Origin of the sequence: Streptomyces sp. NPDC053560, from assembly GCF_044544605.1 — a bacterium.
Taxonomy (GTDB): domain Bacteria; phylum Actinomycetota; class Actinomycetes; order Streptomycetales; family Streptomycetaceae; genus Streptomyces.
The window spans coordinates 218,178-232,326 of the sequence record NZ_JBITXI010000003.1 but is presented as its reverse complement, the minus strand read 5'-3'; the positions used below and the strand labels follow the sequence as shown (position 1 = coordinate 232,326).

Below are 14,149 nucleotides of genomic sequence, written 5' to 3'. Positions count from 1 at the left end.
TCAGAGCCGGCAGATCTCGACGAAGTGCGGGTTGCGGGTTGCGTGTGGTTGCGCATCCGGGATTCGGGGAGTATCCGAGCGGGGATGACCGCTACGGCGTTTTGTGTATTCTCGAAGAACAGGCAAATCCATGGGAGTTACCCTCAGGGGGCAGATCCATGGGAATCGTTTCGCGGGGCTTTCACGGCCGGGCGCGCCCAGCGGATGTGAAGCTGCCTCCCGGCCAGTATCTGACCGAGGACTTTCCGGTGCTGTCGGCCGGTCCCACGCCGAGCATCGCGCGGGGGGACTGGGAGTTCACCATCACGACCGAGAGCGGAAGACGCCACCGCTGGTCGTGGCCGGAGCTGCTGGCGCTGCCGAGCGAGCGGCCGACGGTGGACCTGCATTGCGTGACCAAGTGGTCGAAGCTGGGCACCGGCTGGCAAGGGGTATCGCTGGACACGCTGTTCGCCGGGGTGGAGACGGCGGCCGATTTCGTGCTGGTCCACTCCTACGGCGGCTACACGACGAACCTGCCGCTGGCGGACCTGCTGGGCGGCAGGGCGTGGATCGCCTACCAGTACGAGGGGGAGGACCTGGCTCCGGTGCACGGCGGGCCGGCACGGCTGCTGGTGCCGCATCTCTACCTGTGGAAGTCGGCCAAGTGGGTGCGTGGCATGCGGCTGCTGACCGAGGACGAGCCGGGGTTCTGGGAGAGCATCGGCTACCACGACTACGGTGACCCGTGGCGCGAGCAGCGGTACCAGGGCGACTGAAGGGCCCCCTGACCTGGCAGGCCGCCCGACTGGTCGGCCTGCACGACGAGACGCCCACGGCCCGCACGCTGGCTTTCGACGTACCAGGCTGGACCGGGCACCTGGCCGGCCAGCACGTGGATGTGCGGCTGACCGCCGAGGACGGCTACAGCACCCAGCGCAGCTACTCGCTGGCCTCTGCGCCCGACGGCGACCGGATCGCGCTGACGGTGCAGCGCGTGCCCGGCGGGGAGGTCTCGCCGTATCTGGCCGATGTGATGGAGATCGGTGACCTGGTGGAGATCCGGGGCCCGGTGGGCGGCTGGTTCGTCTGGCGCCCGGCCGACACCCGCCCGGTGCTGCTGGTGGGCGGCGGATCGGGGATCGCCCCGCTGATGGCCATGATCCGCACCCGCCGCAACCTCGGCAGCCCCACCCCCTTCCGGCTGATCTACTCGGTTCGCACCCCCGAGGACCGGTACTACGCCTCCGAACTGCGCACCCCGCAGCCCGGTGACGGCGGCCTGGAGGTCACCCACCTCTACACCCGGCGGACGCCTGAGAACTGGCCGAGACCCGCCAAGCGCCTGCAGCTCGCCGACCTGCAGGCCTATGGCTGGCCACCGGAGATCGAGCCGGTCTGTCTCGTCTGCGGGCCGACCGGCTTCGTCGAGGCCGCCGCGGCCGAGCTGGTGGCCACGGGCCACGATCCCCGTCGGATCAGAACCGAACGCTTCGGCCCCACGGGAGGCTGACATGGACCGGCAGGACACCATGGAGTACGAGGACGGCAACGCACTCGCCGGTCCCCTGGGCGAACTGTTCGTCCTGGATGTCACGGTGGCCACCGGCCGCTGCGCCGACTGCGGGCTGACCGCCCGTGTTGCGGAGCTGCGCGTGTACGCGCATGCCCCGGGCCTGGTGGCCCGCTGCCCGCGCTGCGACGCAGTGATCCTCCGGCTCGTACGGGCCCCCGACGCCGCATGGCTGGACCTGCGCGGGGCGGTCTGCCTTCGCGTTCCGCTGCCTCCCGCATGAAGCCGCGGCTCCGCCTCGGCGCCGCTCCCGTGGGACGGGGCGGTAGCGGACCTCCGCGGCGGCTTTATTGGGAATTCAGGACCACCACCGGCATCAGCACCGGTACGACATTCGAGGAGTGCCGGCAGGGCCGGGAGGGGAATGCGCTGCCCCTGCGTATCGACGCCAAGGACCTGAGCAGGCAGCGGACGATCAAGGTGGGGACCGTGCTGGGCACCGAGACCAGAGAGGGAAACCTCGCCATGCTCAAGGTCACCGAGATCACGCCCAGTGCGGAAAGCGATCTGCCGGACGTCCTGACCGAGCTGACGCTCCGGGAGAACGCTTGATCAGTGATGTGGAGAGGTTGACCTGGCTCGGAAGGAAGAGCGAGCCCTGTCGCCTTCCTTCCGAGCCTTCCGGCTATGGCGACGGCTGGGTGGCGTCGGGGCCCACCGACGGCAGGTAGTGCGGCGCTCGCCAGGCGGACAGCCGGTGTTCCACCGCGGCCCCCAGCGACAGCAGCCTGGTGTCCTGGTGGTTACCGGCCATCAGGAGCACTCCGACGGGCAGCTCGTTCACGAACCCGGCGGGCACCGAGAGGGACGGGTATCCGGCGACGGCCGCGGGGGTGGAGGACGGGATCACGTCGTTGTCGCCCCGTGCGCAGTCGGTCGTCCAGGCGGGCGGATTCGTCGGCGAGGCGATGGCATCCAGCCGATGGGCGGCAATGGTCTCGTCGATGGAGCGCTGCGAGAGATCCTTCAGCTCGGCGCGCTTGGCCCGGTACGAGGGATCGGTGGTGGGAGGCGCGGCGAGGGCCTGCTCGAACAGCTGCTGGCCGGCGAAGCAGGTCTGCTCCGCGGGGTGGGAGCGGTTGAACTCGATGAGTTCGGCGAGGCTCTGCGGCCCCTTGCGGGTGGCGAGGTAGGCGTCGATGTCCCGGTGGAACTCACTGAGCAGTGCCGGGAATTCGAGCTCGGCGAGTCGCTTCTGATACGGGGGCGTCACCTCGACGACCGTGGCTCCCGCCGCCCGCAGCTTCTTCGCGGTACGGGTCATCAGCGCGTCCACCTCCGGGCCGAGCGAGGGCAGCCGCCACAGGCCGATCCGCTTGCCGCGCAGGTCGCCCGTGCGAGCCGACCCGTTCGGGAGGCCGAGGGAGTCACCGGGGCGCGAAGCGGTACGGTCGCCGCTGAGCACCGACAGGGTGAGCGCGGTGTCGGTCACATTGCGCGCCATGGGCCCCGCGGTGTCCTGCTCGGCGGAGATCGGTACCACGCCGTCCTGGCTGACCAGTCCGAGGCTGGGCTTGTGGCCGACCACCCCGTTCATTCCGGCCGGGCAGACGATGGAGCCGTCCGTCTCGGTGCCGATCGCCACCTGTGCCAGGGAGGCGGCGAGCGCGGCGCCCGAACCGGCGGAGGAGCCGCACGGATTCCTGTCGAGCACGTACGGGTTATTGGTCTGCCCGCCCACCGCCGACCAGCCCGATGTCGGCTTCTCCGCACGGAAGTTGGCCCACTCGGAGAGGTTGGTCTTGCCGAGGATCACCGCTCCCGCGTCCCGCAGTCGCTGCACCAGGAGGGCGTCATTGCGCGGTGGGCTGCCGGCCAGTGCGAGCGACCCGGCCGTCGTCGGCATACCGCGGGTGTCCACGTTGTCCTTGAGCAGGACGGGGATGCCGTCGAGCGGTCCGAGGGTGCGTCCGTGCCGGTGCCGGGCATCGCTGGCGGCGGCCTGGCGCAGAGCCGTCGGGTCGGTACGCAGCACCGCGTGGACCTTCGGGTCGATGGTCTTGATCCGCCACAGGTAGGCGCTGGTCAGCGCCGACGAGGTGAGCGATCCGCGAGCCATACGTGCCTGCAACTGCGGGATGGTGGCCGTGTCGAGGTCGACGCCCGGCTTCGGAGGTGAACCGGCCGGTGCCTGCTGATGGTCGGCACCAGTATTCGCGCCCTCCGCGTACGAATGCGGTACGGCGGCACACAGGGTTCCCGCGACCAGGGTGACGGCTGCCAGTGTCCCCATGCTCCTGTTTCTCATGCTCCTCATGAGAGGTAGCCGACTATACGGCCGCGCCCTGGCGCAAGGGTGCCTCGATCGCTTGCCTCATTGGTGGGAACGGTCGGCGTAAAGGCCTCATTGGGGGCGGGGCGGCCACTCACCGCGGTGGGCCGGCTCTGGGCGATCAGTTCTTCCAGGATCGCCGTCACGACCGTGGGCTGCAGGGAAAGCCGGTGTGGCCGGTGTCCAGGCTGTGCACGTCGTAGGTGTTGTCAGGGGTGAGCGCGTCGCCCTCGGCGATCAGCCGGTCCTGCATTGCCACCGGGAGTGTGCGGTCACTGGTGAGTCGGATATACGTGCGGGCGATCGTTCCCCAGGTGTTGGCGTGCCCCCGGGCGCCAGCCGCCATCACAGCAGGGGACTCATCGGGCTGCAGGAGGTTGAGAAGGGCGCGGAACTGCTCGTCGGTGGCATCCGCCATGCTCGCTGCCTTGGCGGCGTCGAGCATGGCGGGATCGGCCGTCCGGTAGTTGGCCCTGCCGACGCCGAGGCCGGCCGGGTCGCCCACGTTCAACGCTGCCAGTGGGGCCAGCAGGTTGTCGGCGCACTCGGGCTCCTGCATGTACGCGACCGGACTGTGCAGCTCAACGCAGGACCACGCGGATATGTAGACGAGCCATCATGGTGAGTACTCATGATCCGGATCGTAGTGAGCACGCCTCGGCCCGGCCGCTGGTTTTCGGTGGGCCGCCGGCCGTCCGGACACGCTCACTCGCGGTCGTCGGCCACCACCACGCAGGCGCTGAGATGCCAGGTCCGGTCCTCCTTCGCGGAGAATTCCAGGTCCACTTCGCGCCCTGAGGACCCGCCGTCCAGGGGGAAGCGGAGCCAGGTGAACTCCCGTCCGTCGAGCTGCTCGCTGCGGGCCTTCTCCTCGCCGTCCACGCGGACGACCAGCGTCCTGTTGAAGGTGTTGGGATCGCCGGTGAGCAGATGCGCTGTGCAGCGCCCGGCGGGCAGCTTCAGGCGCAGCACGGTCGGGGCGCTGTCGCGTACGTAGTCCCGGCGTACGACGTCGAAGAGTCCGGTGTCGGTGGCGTCCGGTGTGTTGCCCACCCAGCCGAAGTCCGCGCCCTCGTGCCAGGTGCTGTCGGGCGAGAGGCGGGTGTAGTCCTTGAGTACCGGCGCCGAGCCGGGCCCGGCGTCCAAAGCGTGTACGCATCGGGCGGCGGGCGGGACGACGACGGCCTTTGCCAGGCTGCGCAGCGAGGAGTCGAGGACCGGAACGGACCCCGACTCCGGGCGCGCGTGCAGGGTGGCGAGTGCGGGGACCGGCGGCGGTACCACGGTCATCCTCACCGTGGTGTCTCCTCGTGAGGTCACGTAGCCGGTTGCCTGCTCGGATCGCCAGCCGTCGGGTACGTCCAGCGAGACGGTCGTGCGCAGGCCGGAGCCGGTCGCATTGACCAGCTGCACCGGCAGCTCGTTGCGTTCGCCGCCCAGCAGCGCCGTGTCGGCCGGGGCGATGACCGCTTGGAGCCAGCTGCGCCGCTCGTCGCGCACCCGGCTGAGCTCGAACCAGTAGGCGACCAGGGTGTCCCGCCACTTTGCGGCCTCGGCCAGCTGCCGGTCGAACTGGCGGTGTACCTCGGTGAAGCGTTGATGGTCGATGCGGCGGCGCAGCCCGTCCCAGTCCTTGCGCATGTCGGCGACCCGTGCCGCACCGGCGAAGTGTGTGTCGTAGATGTGCTGGATGACGGTCGTGCCGTTGGCCAGCCGGTGGGTGTAGGGGACGTGGTGGAGGAAGAGGAGCAGCTCCTCGGGACAGTTCTCCAGTGACTCGTAGGCGTCCCGTGTCGCCGGCGCGTAGAGCTCGGTGTATCCGTTGCCGGTGGCGGCCGTACGGTCGTAGCCGATGCCCTCGCGGTTGGACTTGTGGAACTGGGTGGTCGTGGTCGGGCTGGGGTCGAAGTGCCCCGTCACCGAGCCGTCCGGCGGGTGCGTGATGTATCCGGTGCCCAGCGGTGAGGTGTAGTCCTCGTAGGTGTGCCAGGAGCCCAGCAGCAGGGCGGAGACCGTGGTGATGACGTGGGGGTCGTTGCCGAACGTCATCCGGGTCCACTCGTCCGCCAGGTCCTCGGCGGACAGCTCCGGGTTCCAGGCGAGCCTTCCGTAGCCGTGGGTGTTGGCGGCGGCGAGGTGGGAGCCGGTCCAGTTTCTGGCGTCGCCGAAATTCATCACGCCGGCGAAGCCGGAGCGCGTGTAGGAGTGCACCCGGCCGGTCACGACACGGGCCACGGTGCTTCCCTCGCCGCCCTTGCGCGTGTCGAAGTCCAGGACTTCCTTCCATTGCGGCACCAGGTAGCACAGGTGGGTGGAGTGCCCGGTGTACTCCTGCGTCACCTGGAGCTCGATCATCGAGTTCGTACGCGGCAGCGAGCCGAAGAGGGGATGGGCCGGTTCGCGGACCTGGAAGTCGATGGGGCCGTTCTTGATCTGCACGATGACGTTTTCCGCGAACTTCCCGTCCAGCGGCGTGAAGTCCTGGTAGGCCTGCCGGTCCCATTGCTCGTCGCCGTCGTGGACGAAGGACCGCCACATCACGATCCCACGGTGCGGTTCGAGTGCGCCTGCCAGCAGGTTTGCCCCGTCGGCGTGGGTGCGTCCGTAGTCCAGCGGTCCGGGGCGCCCCTCGGAGTTGGCCTTCACGAGGAAGCCGCCGAAGTCCTCGATCTTGCCGTAGATCTCCTTGGCCTTCTTCTGCCACCAATCGCGCACGCCCGCGTCGAAGGGGTCGGCCGTGTCCAGCCCGCCCAGGTCGATGGGCGCCGCGAAGTTCGCCGTGACGTACAGCGTCACGCCGTAGCGGCGCAGTACGCCGGCCAGCGCGGCCAGCTTGGTCAGGAACGGCTCGGCGAGATAGTCCGCGGGCGTGTTGACATTGTTGATCACGGCGCCGTTGATGCCGAGCGAGGCCAGGACGCGCGCGTAGTCCGTGTACCGGGCGTCGGGCTGCGGCAGTCTCTCCCAGTCGAAGAAGGACAGGCCCGCATAGCCGCGCTCGATGGAGCCGTCGATGTTGTCCCAGTGGTCGGCCACGCGCAACGGCGCGGCGGGGCGCTCCGTGAGATCGACGTGCTCCAGCGGCCGCCGGGTCTGCACGAGCCGCAGCAGATGGAACGCGCCGTAGAGCACACCGCGGTCGGTGTGGGCCGCCACCACGGTGCGGATTCTGCCGCGCTTGGTGACGTGGCGGATGAGGTAGCCCTCATCGCCCAGCTCGGCCAGATCGGCCGCCGGGATGAGTTCCCGAATCAGGGGGGAGGTCTTCGGCGTACCCACCACGAGTGCCGCGCCGGACGGGGTGTCGGAGCGTGCCTTCACACGCGTGCCGAGCAGGCCGGTCAGCCCGCGGGTCAACTCGTCCACCGCCGATCGCTGGAGCGGGCCGCCCCCCTGCCAGACGAGGGTCCGCAGAGCGGCGCGGTAGCGCTTGAGCTGTCCGGGGTCCGCCACCTGCCGGTAACGCAGCCACAGCTCATAGCCGTCCTCCGCGGACAACGTTGTCGACGAGGGTCCGGCACCGACGGCCGACTGCGCCGAGGCCGGCCCCGAGAGGCCTGGGGAACCGACCACGCCACCCAGCGCGGCCGCGGACAGAACGCTCCGGCGCCGTATTCCTGAGCTCATGAGTTCTCCCTTTCGTCGCTGAACGAACGGTGCACACAAGGGTGTTGGCTACTGGCCTCCCAGGCCCGTGGTGGCCACCGACTTCACGATGTGCCGCTGGAAGAAGACGAAGACCAGCACCAGCGGCAGCGCGGCCAGCACCGCCGACGCCATGGTCTGCGCGTAATTGACGCCGTAGGCGTCCTTCACCGAGGTGATACCGACGGGCAGTGTCATCAGCGCCGGGTCGGACGTGGAGATGAACGGCCACATGAAGTTGTTCCATGCGCCGATGAACACGAAGATGGCGACGGCGGCGAGCATCGGGCGGGACAGGGGCAGCATCACCGACCAGAAGATGCGGGCGTGCCCGGCACCGTCGAGCCGGGCCGCCTCCTCCAGTTCACGGGGGATGGTGTCGAAGTGCTTCTTCAGGATGAAGACCATCACCGGGGCGACCGTCTGCGGCAGGATCACGGCCGCGTAGGTGTCGACCAGATTCAGAGTGAGCATCTGCTGGAACCACGGGACCATCAGCAGCTGCGGCGGCACCAGGATCGCCGCCGTGGACATCGTGAAGAGCCACCGGCGGCCCCGGAACAGGGTCCGGGAGAAGGCGTAGCCGGCCATCGCCGACACCACCACGGTGACGAGGGTGACCGCCGCGGAGATGACGAAGCTGTTCAGCATCCACAGTGGCAGGTCGCCGCGTTCGAGCACGGTACGGAAGCCGTCCAGGGTGAAGCCGGCCTGCGGCCATATCCAGTGCAGCGGGTCGCTGGCGTCCTGCTCGGACTTGACCGAGGTGAACACCGCCCAGGCCATCGGCAGCAGCCAGGTGAGGGCCAGTACCGAGAGGGTGGCCAGTGCGAGCGTCCGCGAGAGCCTGCTCGCTCCCAGGGTGAGGTTGGGACGGCGCTGCGGGGCCGGTCGCCGCGTCCGCCCGGCCCGGGGCACGGCGGGGACGGGGGAGAGGGCGCGGCGCCCCGGGCGTACCACCCGGGCTTCGGTGGCGGTCATGTCACTTCTCCCTGCGGCGGAAGGCGAGGAACTGCGCGGCGGAGGCGAGGACGACGAGGGCGAAGAAGACATAGCTGATGGCGGAGGCGTAGCCGAGCCGGTAGCCGGTGAAGCCCATGTCGTAGAGGTACTCGACGACCGGGCGGGTGGAGCCGTTGGGGCCGCCCTTGGTCAGCAGGTACACCTGGTCGAAGACCTTCAGCGAGGCGAGCACCTGGAGCACGGCGATCACGGAGGTGATACGTCGCAGCTGAGGCAGCGTCACATGCCACAGCCGCCGCCACGCGCCGGCTCCGTCCAGCGCCGCGGCCTCGTACAGATGATCCGGCACCGACTGCAGCGCCGCGAGGAAGAGCAGGAAGTTGAAGCCGACCGTCCACCACAACGTGGCGATCACGATCGCGTACAGGGCGGTCGACTCGTCGCTCAGCCAGCTGAGGCCGTCCAGGCCGACCGCGCTCAGCAGGTGGTTGTAGAGACCGAGGTCCGGCTGGTAGAGCCACGTCCACAGCAGGCTGATGACGCCCACCGGCAGCAGGTAGGGGGCGAAGAACGCCAGCCGCCACACCCACTGGCCGGGCAGTCCGGTGTGCACCAGCAGCGCCATGCCGAGCGCCACCGTCACCAGCGGCACCGTGGAGACCGCGGTGAACCACACGGTGTGCCACACCGAGCGCCACATCTCGGCATCGCCCAGGGCCTCGCCGTAGTTGTCCAGGCCGACGAACGAGGGGGAGTGGGCGGACAGCGAGGCGTCGGTGAGGCTCATCCAGAGGCCGTCCGCCAGCGGCCAGAGCATGAAGACGGCGAACAGGAGAAGGAAGGGCAGGGCGAAGAGGAGGCCGGGAGGGACGTATCGGCGCGCTCTGGTGCCGAGCCTTTCGGCTCTGTTGCCGGATTCTTCGGAGGTGCCGACGGCGTCTCGCGGCCGGCCGGGCGAAGCGTACTGAGTGGACATCGATGGCTCCTTCGCGGCGGCTCAGGCGGGGCTCGGCCGGGACAGGGCCGTGTTGATGCGCTGGATCATGGCGCGGGCCGCCCGGTCGGGCGCCAGGCCGTCGAGCAGCGCCTGCTGCAGCACTTGTGACATGGCGTTCTGGAAGTCGGACCCGGCACCGGTGAACCAGACCGCCGGGTCGAGCACCACGTGGTCGGCGGCGCGCGCGTACCGCGACTGCGGTTCGAGCCGTGCGTACACCCGGGTGCGGGTCACCGGCTCGTAAGCGGGGATGTGACCGGCCTTCGCCCAGGTCTGCCCTGCCTTGAGGATGGCCGCCACCGCCTGGTGCGTCCGTCTGCGCTGTGCCTCGTCGCGACCGGGATGCCGGGGGAGTACGAAGGAGTGGGAGTCGGCGTAGATCGCGGGGGTGCCGAAGACCGTGGGGAAGGGCGCCGCACCGACCTTCGGGTCGGCGGCGCGGAAGGTGCCGAGCTCCCACTCCCCGGTCAGTGTCATGGCCGTCTGCCCGTTGGTGAAGGAGGCCAGCGCCGCCGGGTAGTCCAGGCGGCGGGGGTTGGCGCGCCCGTCGACCAGCTTGGCCATGAACGCGATGACCTCGGCCATGGCGTCCGTGTCCGCCGTCACGGGGCCGCCCTCGGGCAGTGCGAAGTCGTTCCCGGTCTGCCGGTACAGCCCGTAGAACAGCCGCCAGCCCTGAGCCGTGTCATTGACGTATCCGAAGGACACACCCTGCTTGCCGGATGCCTTCGCCAGCTCTCTGCCCGCCTCCAGGAAGCGCGCCGGCGAGGAGAACGCCTCCTGGTCCAGCTCCCCGTCGCCCGTCAGCAGTCCGGCCTTGCGGGCGACGGCGGGGTGGAAGAAGACGATGAAGGGGTGGGTGTCCAGTGGCACGGCGTACGTCCGGCCGCGGTACTGCGTGCGGCGCCACACCGCGTCGGCGAAGTCCTCCTCGCGGACACCGAACTCGGCGAGCAGATCGGTGTCCCATGGGTCCACCAGTTCCGTGGGTGCGTAACCCGCCAGGCGCGACATGTGCGCGATGGCGACGTCCGGCCCGCGCCCGCCGGCCGAGGCCATCGCGAGTTTGGTGTAGTACGGCGTGCCCCACTCCAGCACGGTGCGTTCGACGTGGGTACCGGGCATGTCCGGCCGGGCGGTACGCAACAGATCGTTCAGCAGGACCCCGTCGGCGCCGCTGAACAGGTCCCACAGGTGCACGGTACGCGGGTCACCGGCGGCCGCGGCCGTACCGCAGCCGGTGAGTGCCCCGCCGGCGGCCAGTACGGCGGCCGAGGCCAGCGAAGCCCGCAGCACGTCCCGCCGGGACAGGTCGACCATGGAGCTGCCTCTCTCTGCATCGGTGTACGGCAAGGTGGTGCTCAGCCGGTGGTCTCGCAGGCCGCCGCGCGCTGCTGGACGCGGCGCAGTGCGGCCATGTCGAACTTCTCGCTGCGGTCGAACCCGTAGACGCCATTGCGTTCCTGGAAGACGTCGGTGAGCTGCGTGTAGCAGTAGCCGAACATGTCCGGGTCGTCGAGCAGCACGTTCACCAGGCCGGTGAAGCGCGCGATGACCTCCTCGGCGCTGCGCGGCCGCTCGCCGTACCCCCAGGACGTGCCGGTCTCGTCGCCGGCCGCGGTGTCCGCTGCGGCGGGGTCCCACCAGATGCCGCCGAACTCACTGCAGAAGTACGGCTGCCCACGGTAGGGGACCGACCAAGTACGGCCTCCAGGACCGGTGTTGAGGTAAGGGCGGTCCTCGGCGAGCCCCGACATCGTCTTGGCGAACGCCTCGACGTTCTGCTCGTAGCAATGCGAGTCGTAGATGTCGGTCTCCGGTACGCGGTGTGCGTAACCGGAGGCGTCGATCACCGGCCGGCTGGGGTCGGCCTGCTTGGTGGCCAGGAACATCGCCCGTGTGACGTCGTCGAGTCCGGTGATCCGGTCGTGCAGGTGCTGGTAGGTCTCGTTCAGCGGGCACCAGCCGATGATCGAAGGGTGCGAGTGGTCCCGCTCCAGCGCCTCCAGCCACTGCGTGACGTAACTGGCGTCCGGGCGTTGATTGTCGTCGCGGACGCCGGTCTCGCAGCCCCAGTCGCCGAACTCGCCCCACACCAGATAGCCCAGCCGGTCGGCGTGGTAGAGGTACCGCTCCTCGAACACCTTCTGGTGCAGCCGGGCTCCGTTGAAGCCGGCCCGCAGGCCGAGCTCGATGTCGCGCACCAGGTCGGCGTCGGTGGGCGCGGTCATCAGCCCGTCCGGGTAGTAGCCCTGGTCGAGCACGAGCCGCTGGAACACCGGCTCGCCGTTGAGCAGGACCCGCTTGCCGTGCAGTGCCACGGACCGCAGCCCCGCGTACGACGTGGCCTCGTCGACGACGGCGCCTTCGGCGTCGAGCAGCTGGAGCCGCAGGTCGTACAGGTGCGGGTCCGCCGGCGACCAGGTCCGCACCCGGCCCTGCGGGAGTGCCAGCACCAGCCGCGGGCACAGGTCGAGGTCGGCGCGGGCCTCGGCGCGCACCGCTTCGCCCTGCCCGTCGGTGAGGACCGCGCGCACTCGGTGACCCGGCAGGTTGGCGGTGACCGGCAGTTCCAGGTGGAAGGCGCCCGAGCCCAGGTCGGGGGTGATGCGGGGGCGCTTGAAGCGGGTGCGGGCCGGGACCGGCTCCAGCCACACCGTCTGCCAGATGCCGGTGGTCCGGGTGTAGTGGCAGTGCGTGTTGGCGTACCAGGTGGCCTGCTTGCCGCGGGCCTGCGGACCGTGCCGGCTGTCCCGCGCCCGCACCACGATCACCGCGTCCTCGCCGGGTGCGGCCACGCCGCGCAGCTCCGCGGTGAACGGGGTGAAACCGCCGCGGTGGCGTGCCACCTCGGTGCCGTTGACCCAGACCGTGGCGTCCTGGTCCACCGCTCCGAAGTGCAGCAGCACATCGGATCCGGCCCACTCGGCCGGGACCGTCACGGTGCGCCGGTACCAGACGGCCTCCATGAAGTCGGTGTCGCCGATACCGGACAGCTCGGACTCGGGGCAGAACGGCACGGTGATCTCGCCCGAGAGGTCACGGTCACGCAGCCCGCGCTCCAGGCCGCTGTCCGCCCGGTCCACCTCGAACTGCCAGCGGCCGTTGAGGTTCAGCCATGCGGCCCGGGCGAACTGGGGGCGCGGATACTCGGGACGCGGAATGTCCGTGGGCAGGGGCCTGCTCATGCTGCTCCTCGCTTGTGCCGGTGCACTCGGGTCGAGCTCATGCCACCATGCAGTTACATCGATGTAAATACTGGCGATCGGCAAAGTTTTCGTACGGACACGCCTGTCGCATCCGCCCGACGGCCCGCCCGCGACGGCCGGATACGATCCCCGGTGGCGGAAGGAAGCAAGGCATATGGGCAGGCCAAGGATCAAGGATGTCGCTGAGTACGCCGGCGTCTCCCCGAAGACGGTGTCGAACGTCCTCAACGACTACGAGCACGTCTCCGACCGGACCAGGACCGTGGTCCGGGAGGCCATCGACGCCCTCGGTTACCGGGTCAACATCGCCGGCCGCCAGTTGCGCCGCGGTCGCACGGGCGTGATCGCCCTCGCCGTCCCCGACCTGGACATCGCCTACTTCGCGGAACTCGCGCACCACATCATGCTGGCGGCGGAGCGGCGCGGCGGCACCGTCCTCATCCTGGAGACCCGCGGCCGCCGGGAGCGCGAGATCGCCGCCGTACAGGGATTTGACGCGGAGTTCACCGACGGAGTCATCCTCAGCCCGCTCGCCCTGCAGCCCCGCGACCTCGCCCGGCGCGACACCCGACTGCCGCTGGTGCTGCTCGGCGAGTGCAATCCGCCCGGCAGCGCCGACCACGTCGCCATCGACAACGTGGCGGCGGCCCGCGAGGCGACCGAACACCTGCTGTCGCGCGGCCGCCGCCGGATCGCCGTGATCGGCGGCGCGCTGCGCGGCCCGCGGAACACCGGACGGCTGCGCACGATGGGGTATCAGAAGGCGCTGGATGCCGCGGACGTCCCGCTGCCGGACGACCTCGTGGTGCCGGTGCCCGCCTACCGCTGGGCCGACGGGGCTAGTGCCGCCCGCGCCCTCATGCGGGGGCCGGAGCCGCCGGACGCGCTGCTCTGCCTCAACGACCACCTGGCGCTCGGCGCCGTACGCGCCCTGCACGAGGATGGCTGGTCGGTGCCGAAGGACCTGGACGTCGTGGGCTTCGACGACATCGAGGCCACCCGCTACAGCATCCCCACCCTCACCACCGTGGCCCCCGACAAGCCCGGCATCGCACAGGAAGCGGTGGGCCTGCTGCTGGACCGCATCGACGGCGTGAGTGCCGGTAGCGGAAAGACCGACGGCGGAAAGGCCGACGGCGCCGCCGTTGAGAAGGTGGCGGGACACCGGCTGCTCGTACGGGAGAGCTCGGGAGGCTGAGGGGGCACAAGGGGGCACCCACAGCGCTGGTCTCCCCGTGTCTCTCAACTGTCGCGCGCAAGGGGTTTACAGCGTGCTTTCAACGATGTAAAACCCAGACCGGTAACCCAGCGGCGTTCTGGAGCAACTGGGACCACGACACCAACATCTTCAAGAGTGATGACGTTCGCCCAGGACCACGGCAAGAAGATGATCACCTTCGAGAGCGGGATGACGACCGCTCACCACCTCGATGATGTCTGCACCCCGTTATGCCGCTGCCTGACGGCAGGCGGCTTCAGTGCCGGGTGCGGCTGATGCTCCCCGAAAGGTG

General features: G+C 69.7%; 13 protein-coding genes. 6 read left to right on the top strand and 7 right to left on the bottom strand.

Translation table 11 applies throughout. From position 1 onward, the window contains the following. The first annotated feature begins 158 nt into the window (after positions 1-158). From ACIGQF_RS07915 to ACIGQF_RS07900, 4 genes are read left to right on the top strand one after another with little or no spacing between them, the layout of a single operon-like run. Positions 159-758: a sulfite oxidase-like oxidoreductase gene (locus ACIGQF_RS07915; protein WP_399706925.1), complete on the top strand. Its 600-nt coding sequence runs from the start codon at positions 159-161 to the stop codon at positions 756-758. Next, entirely contained in the window at positions 728-1,492 is a 765-nt protein-coding gene (locus ACIGQF_RS07910; protein ID WP_399706922.1) for a ferredoxin reductase, read from the top strand. Before ACIGQF_RS07915 ends, ACIGQF_RS07910 begins: the two co-directional genes overlap by 31 nt. Before the next feature lies 1 nt (position 1,493). Next, positions 1,494-1,775: a DUF6510 family protein gene (locus ACIGQF_RS07905; protein WP_399706919.1), complete on the top strand. Its 282-nt coding sequence runs from the start codon at positions 1,494-1,496 to the stop codon at positions 1,773-1,775. After that, entirely contained in the window at positions 1,772-2,104 is a 333-nt protein-coding gene (locus tag ACIGQF_RS07900; RefSeq protein WP_399706917.1) for a hypothetical protein, read from the top strand. The genes ACIGQF_RS07905 and ACIGQF_RS07900 overlap by 4 nt, the downstream gene beginning before the upstream one ends. 73 nt (positions 2,105-2,177) lie before the next feature. On the opposite strand, the gene ACIGQF_RS07895 is transcribed toward ACIGQF_RS07900, so the two are convergent. From ACIGQF_RS07895 to ACIGQF_RS07865, 7 genes are all read right to left on the bottom strand, one after another. Next, a complete protein-coding gene (locus tag ACIGQF_RS07895; protein ID WP_399706915.1) occupies positions 2,178-3,800 on the bottom strand; it encodes an amidase in 1,623 nt (540 codons plus the stop codon). 166 nt (positions 3,801-3,966) lie between these two features. Then, a complete protein-coding gene (locus ACIGQF_RS07890) occupies positions 3,967-4,383 on the bottom strand; it encodes a hypothetical protein (protein ID WP_399706913.1) in 417 nt (138 codons plus the stop codon). Positions 4,384-4,529: 146 nt separating this feature from the next. Continuing rightward, positions 4,530-7,451 (bottom strand): alpha-glucuronidase family glycosyl hydrolase, encoded by a 2,922-nt coding sequence (locus ACIGQF_RS07885; protein ID WP_399706911.1) that lies wholly within the window; start codon positions 7,449-7,451, stop codon positions 4,530-4,532. 48 nt (positions 7,452-7,499) lie between these two features. After that, on the bottom strand, positions 7,500-8,450 hold the full coding sequence (locus ACIGQF_RS07880) for a carbohydrate ABC transporter permease (RefSeq protein ID WP_399706908.1): 951 nt from the start codon (positions 8,448-8,450) through the stop codon (positions 7,500-7,502). Position 8,451: 1 nt separating this feature from the next. Next, positions 8,452-9,408, bottom strand: coding sequence for a carbohydrate ABC transporter permease (locus tag ACIGQF_RS07875; protein ID WP_399706905.1), 957 nt, complete (start codon positions 9,406-9,408; stop codon positions 8,452-8,454). A 21-nt stretch (positions 9,409-9,429) separates the two neighbouring features. Continuing rightward, positions 9,430-10,749 (bottom strand): extracellular solute-binding protein, encoded by a 1,320-nt coding sequence (locus ACIGQF_RS07870; protein ID WP_399706902.1) that lies wholly within the window; start codon positions 10,747-10,749, stop codon positions 9,430-9,432. A 41-nt stretch (positions 10,750-10,790) separates the two neighbouring features. Then, on the bottom strand, positions 10,791-12,617 hold the full coding sequence (locus ACIGQF_RS07865) for a glycoside hydrolase family 2 protein (protein ID WP_399706899.1): 1,827 nt from the start codon (positions 12,615-12,617) through the stop codon (positions 10,791-10,793). A 175-nt stretch (positions 12,618-12,792) separates the two neighbouring features. Between ACIGQF_RS07865 and ACIGQF_RS07860 the strand changes: the two genes are divergently transcribed. Beyond that, positions 12,793-13,836, top strand: coding sequence for a LacI family DNA-binding transcriptional regulator (locus tag ACIGQF_RS07860; RefSeq protein ID WP_399706896.1), 1,044 nt, complete (start codon positions 12,793-12,795; stop codon positions 13,834-13,836). A 159-nt stretch (positions 13,837-13,995) separates the two neighbouring features. Then, on the top strand, positions 13,996-14,133 hold the full coding sequence (locus ACIGQF_RS07855; protein WP_399706893.1) for a hypothetical protein: 138 nt from the start codon (positions 13,996-13,998) through the stop codon (positions 14,131-14,133). The last annotated feature ends 16 nt before the right edge of the window (positions 14,134-14,149 follow it).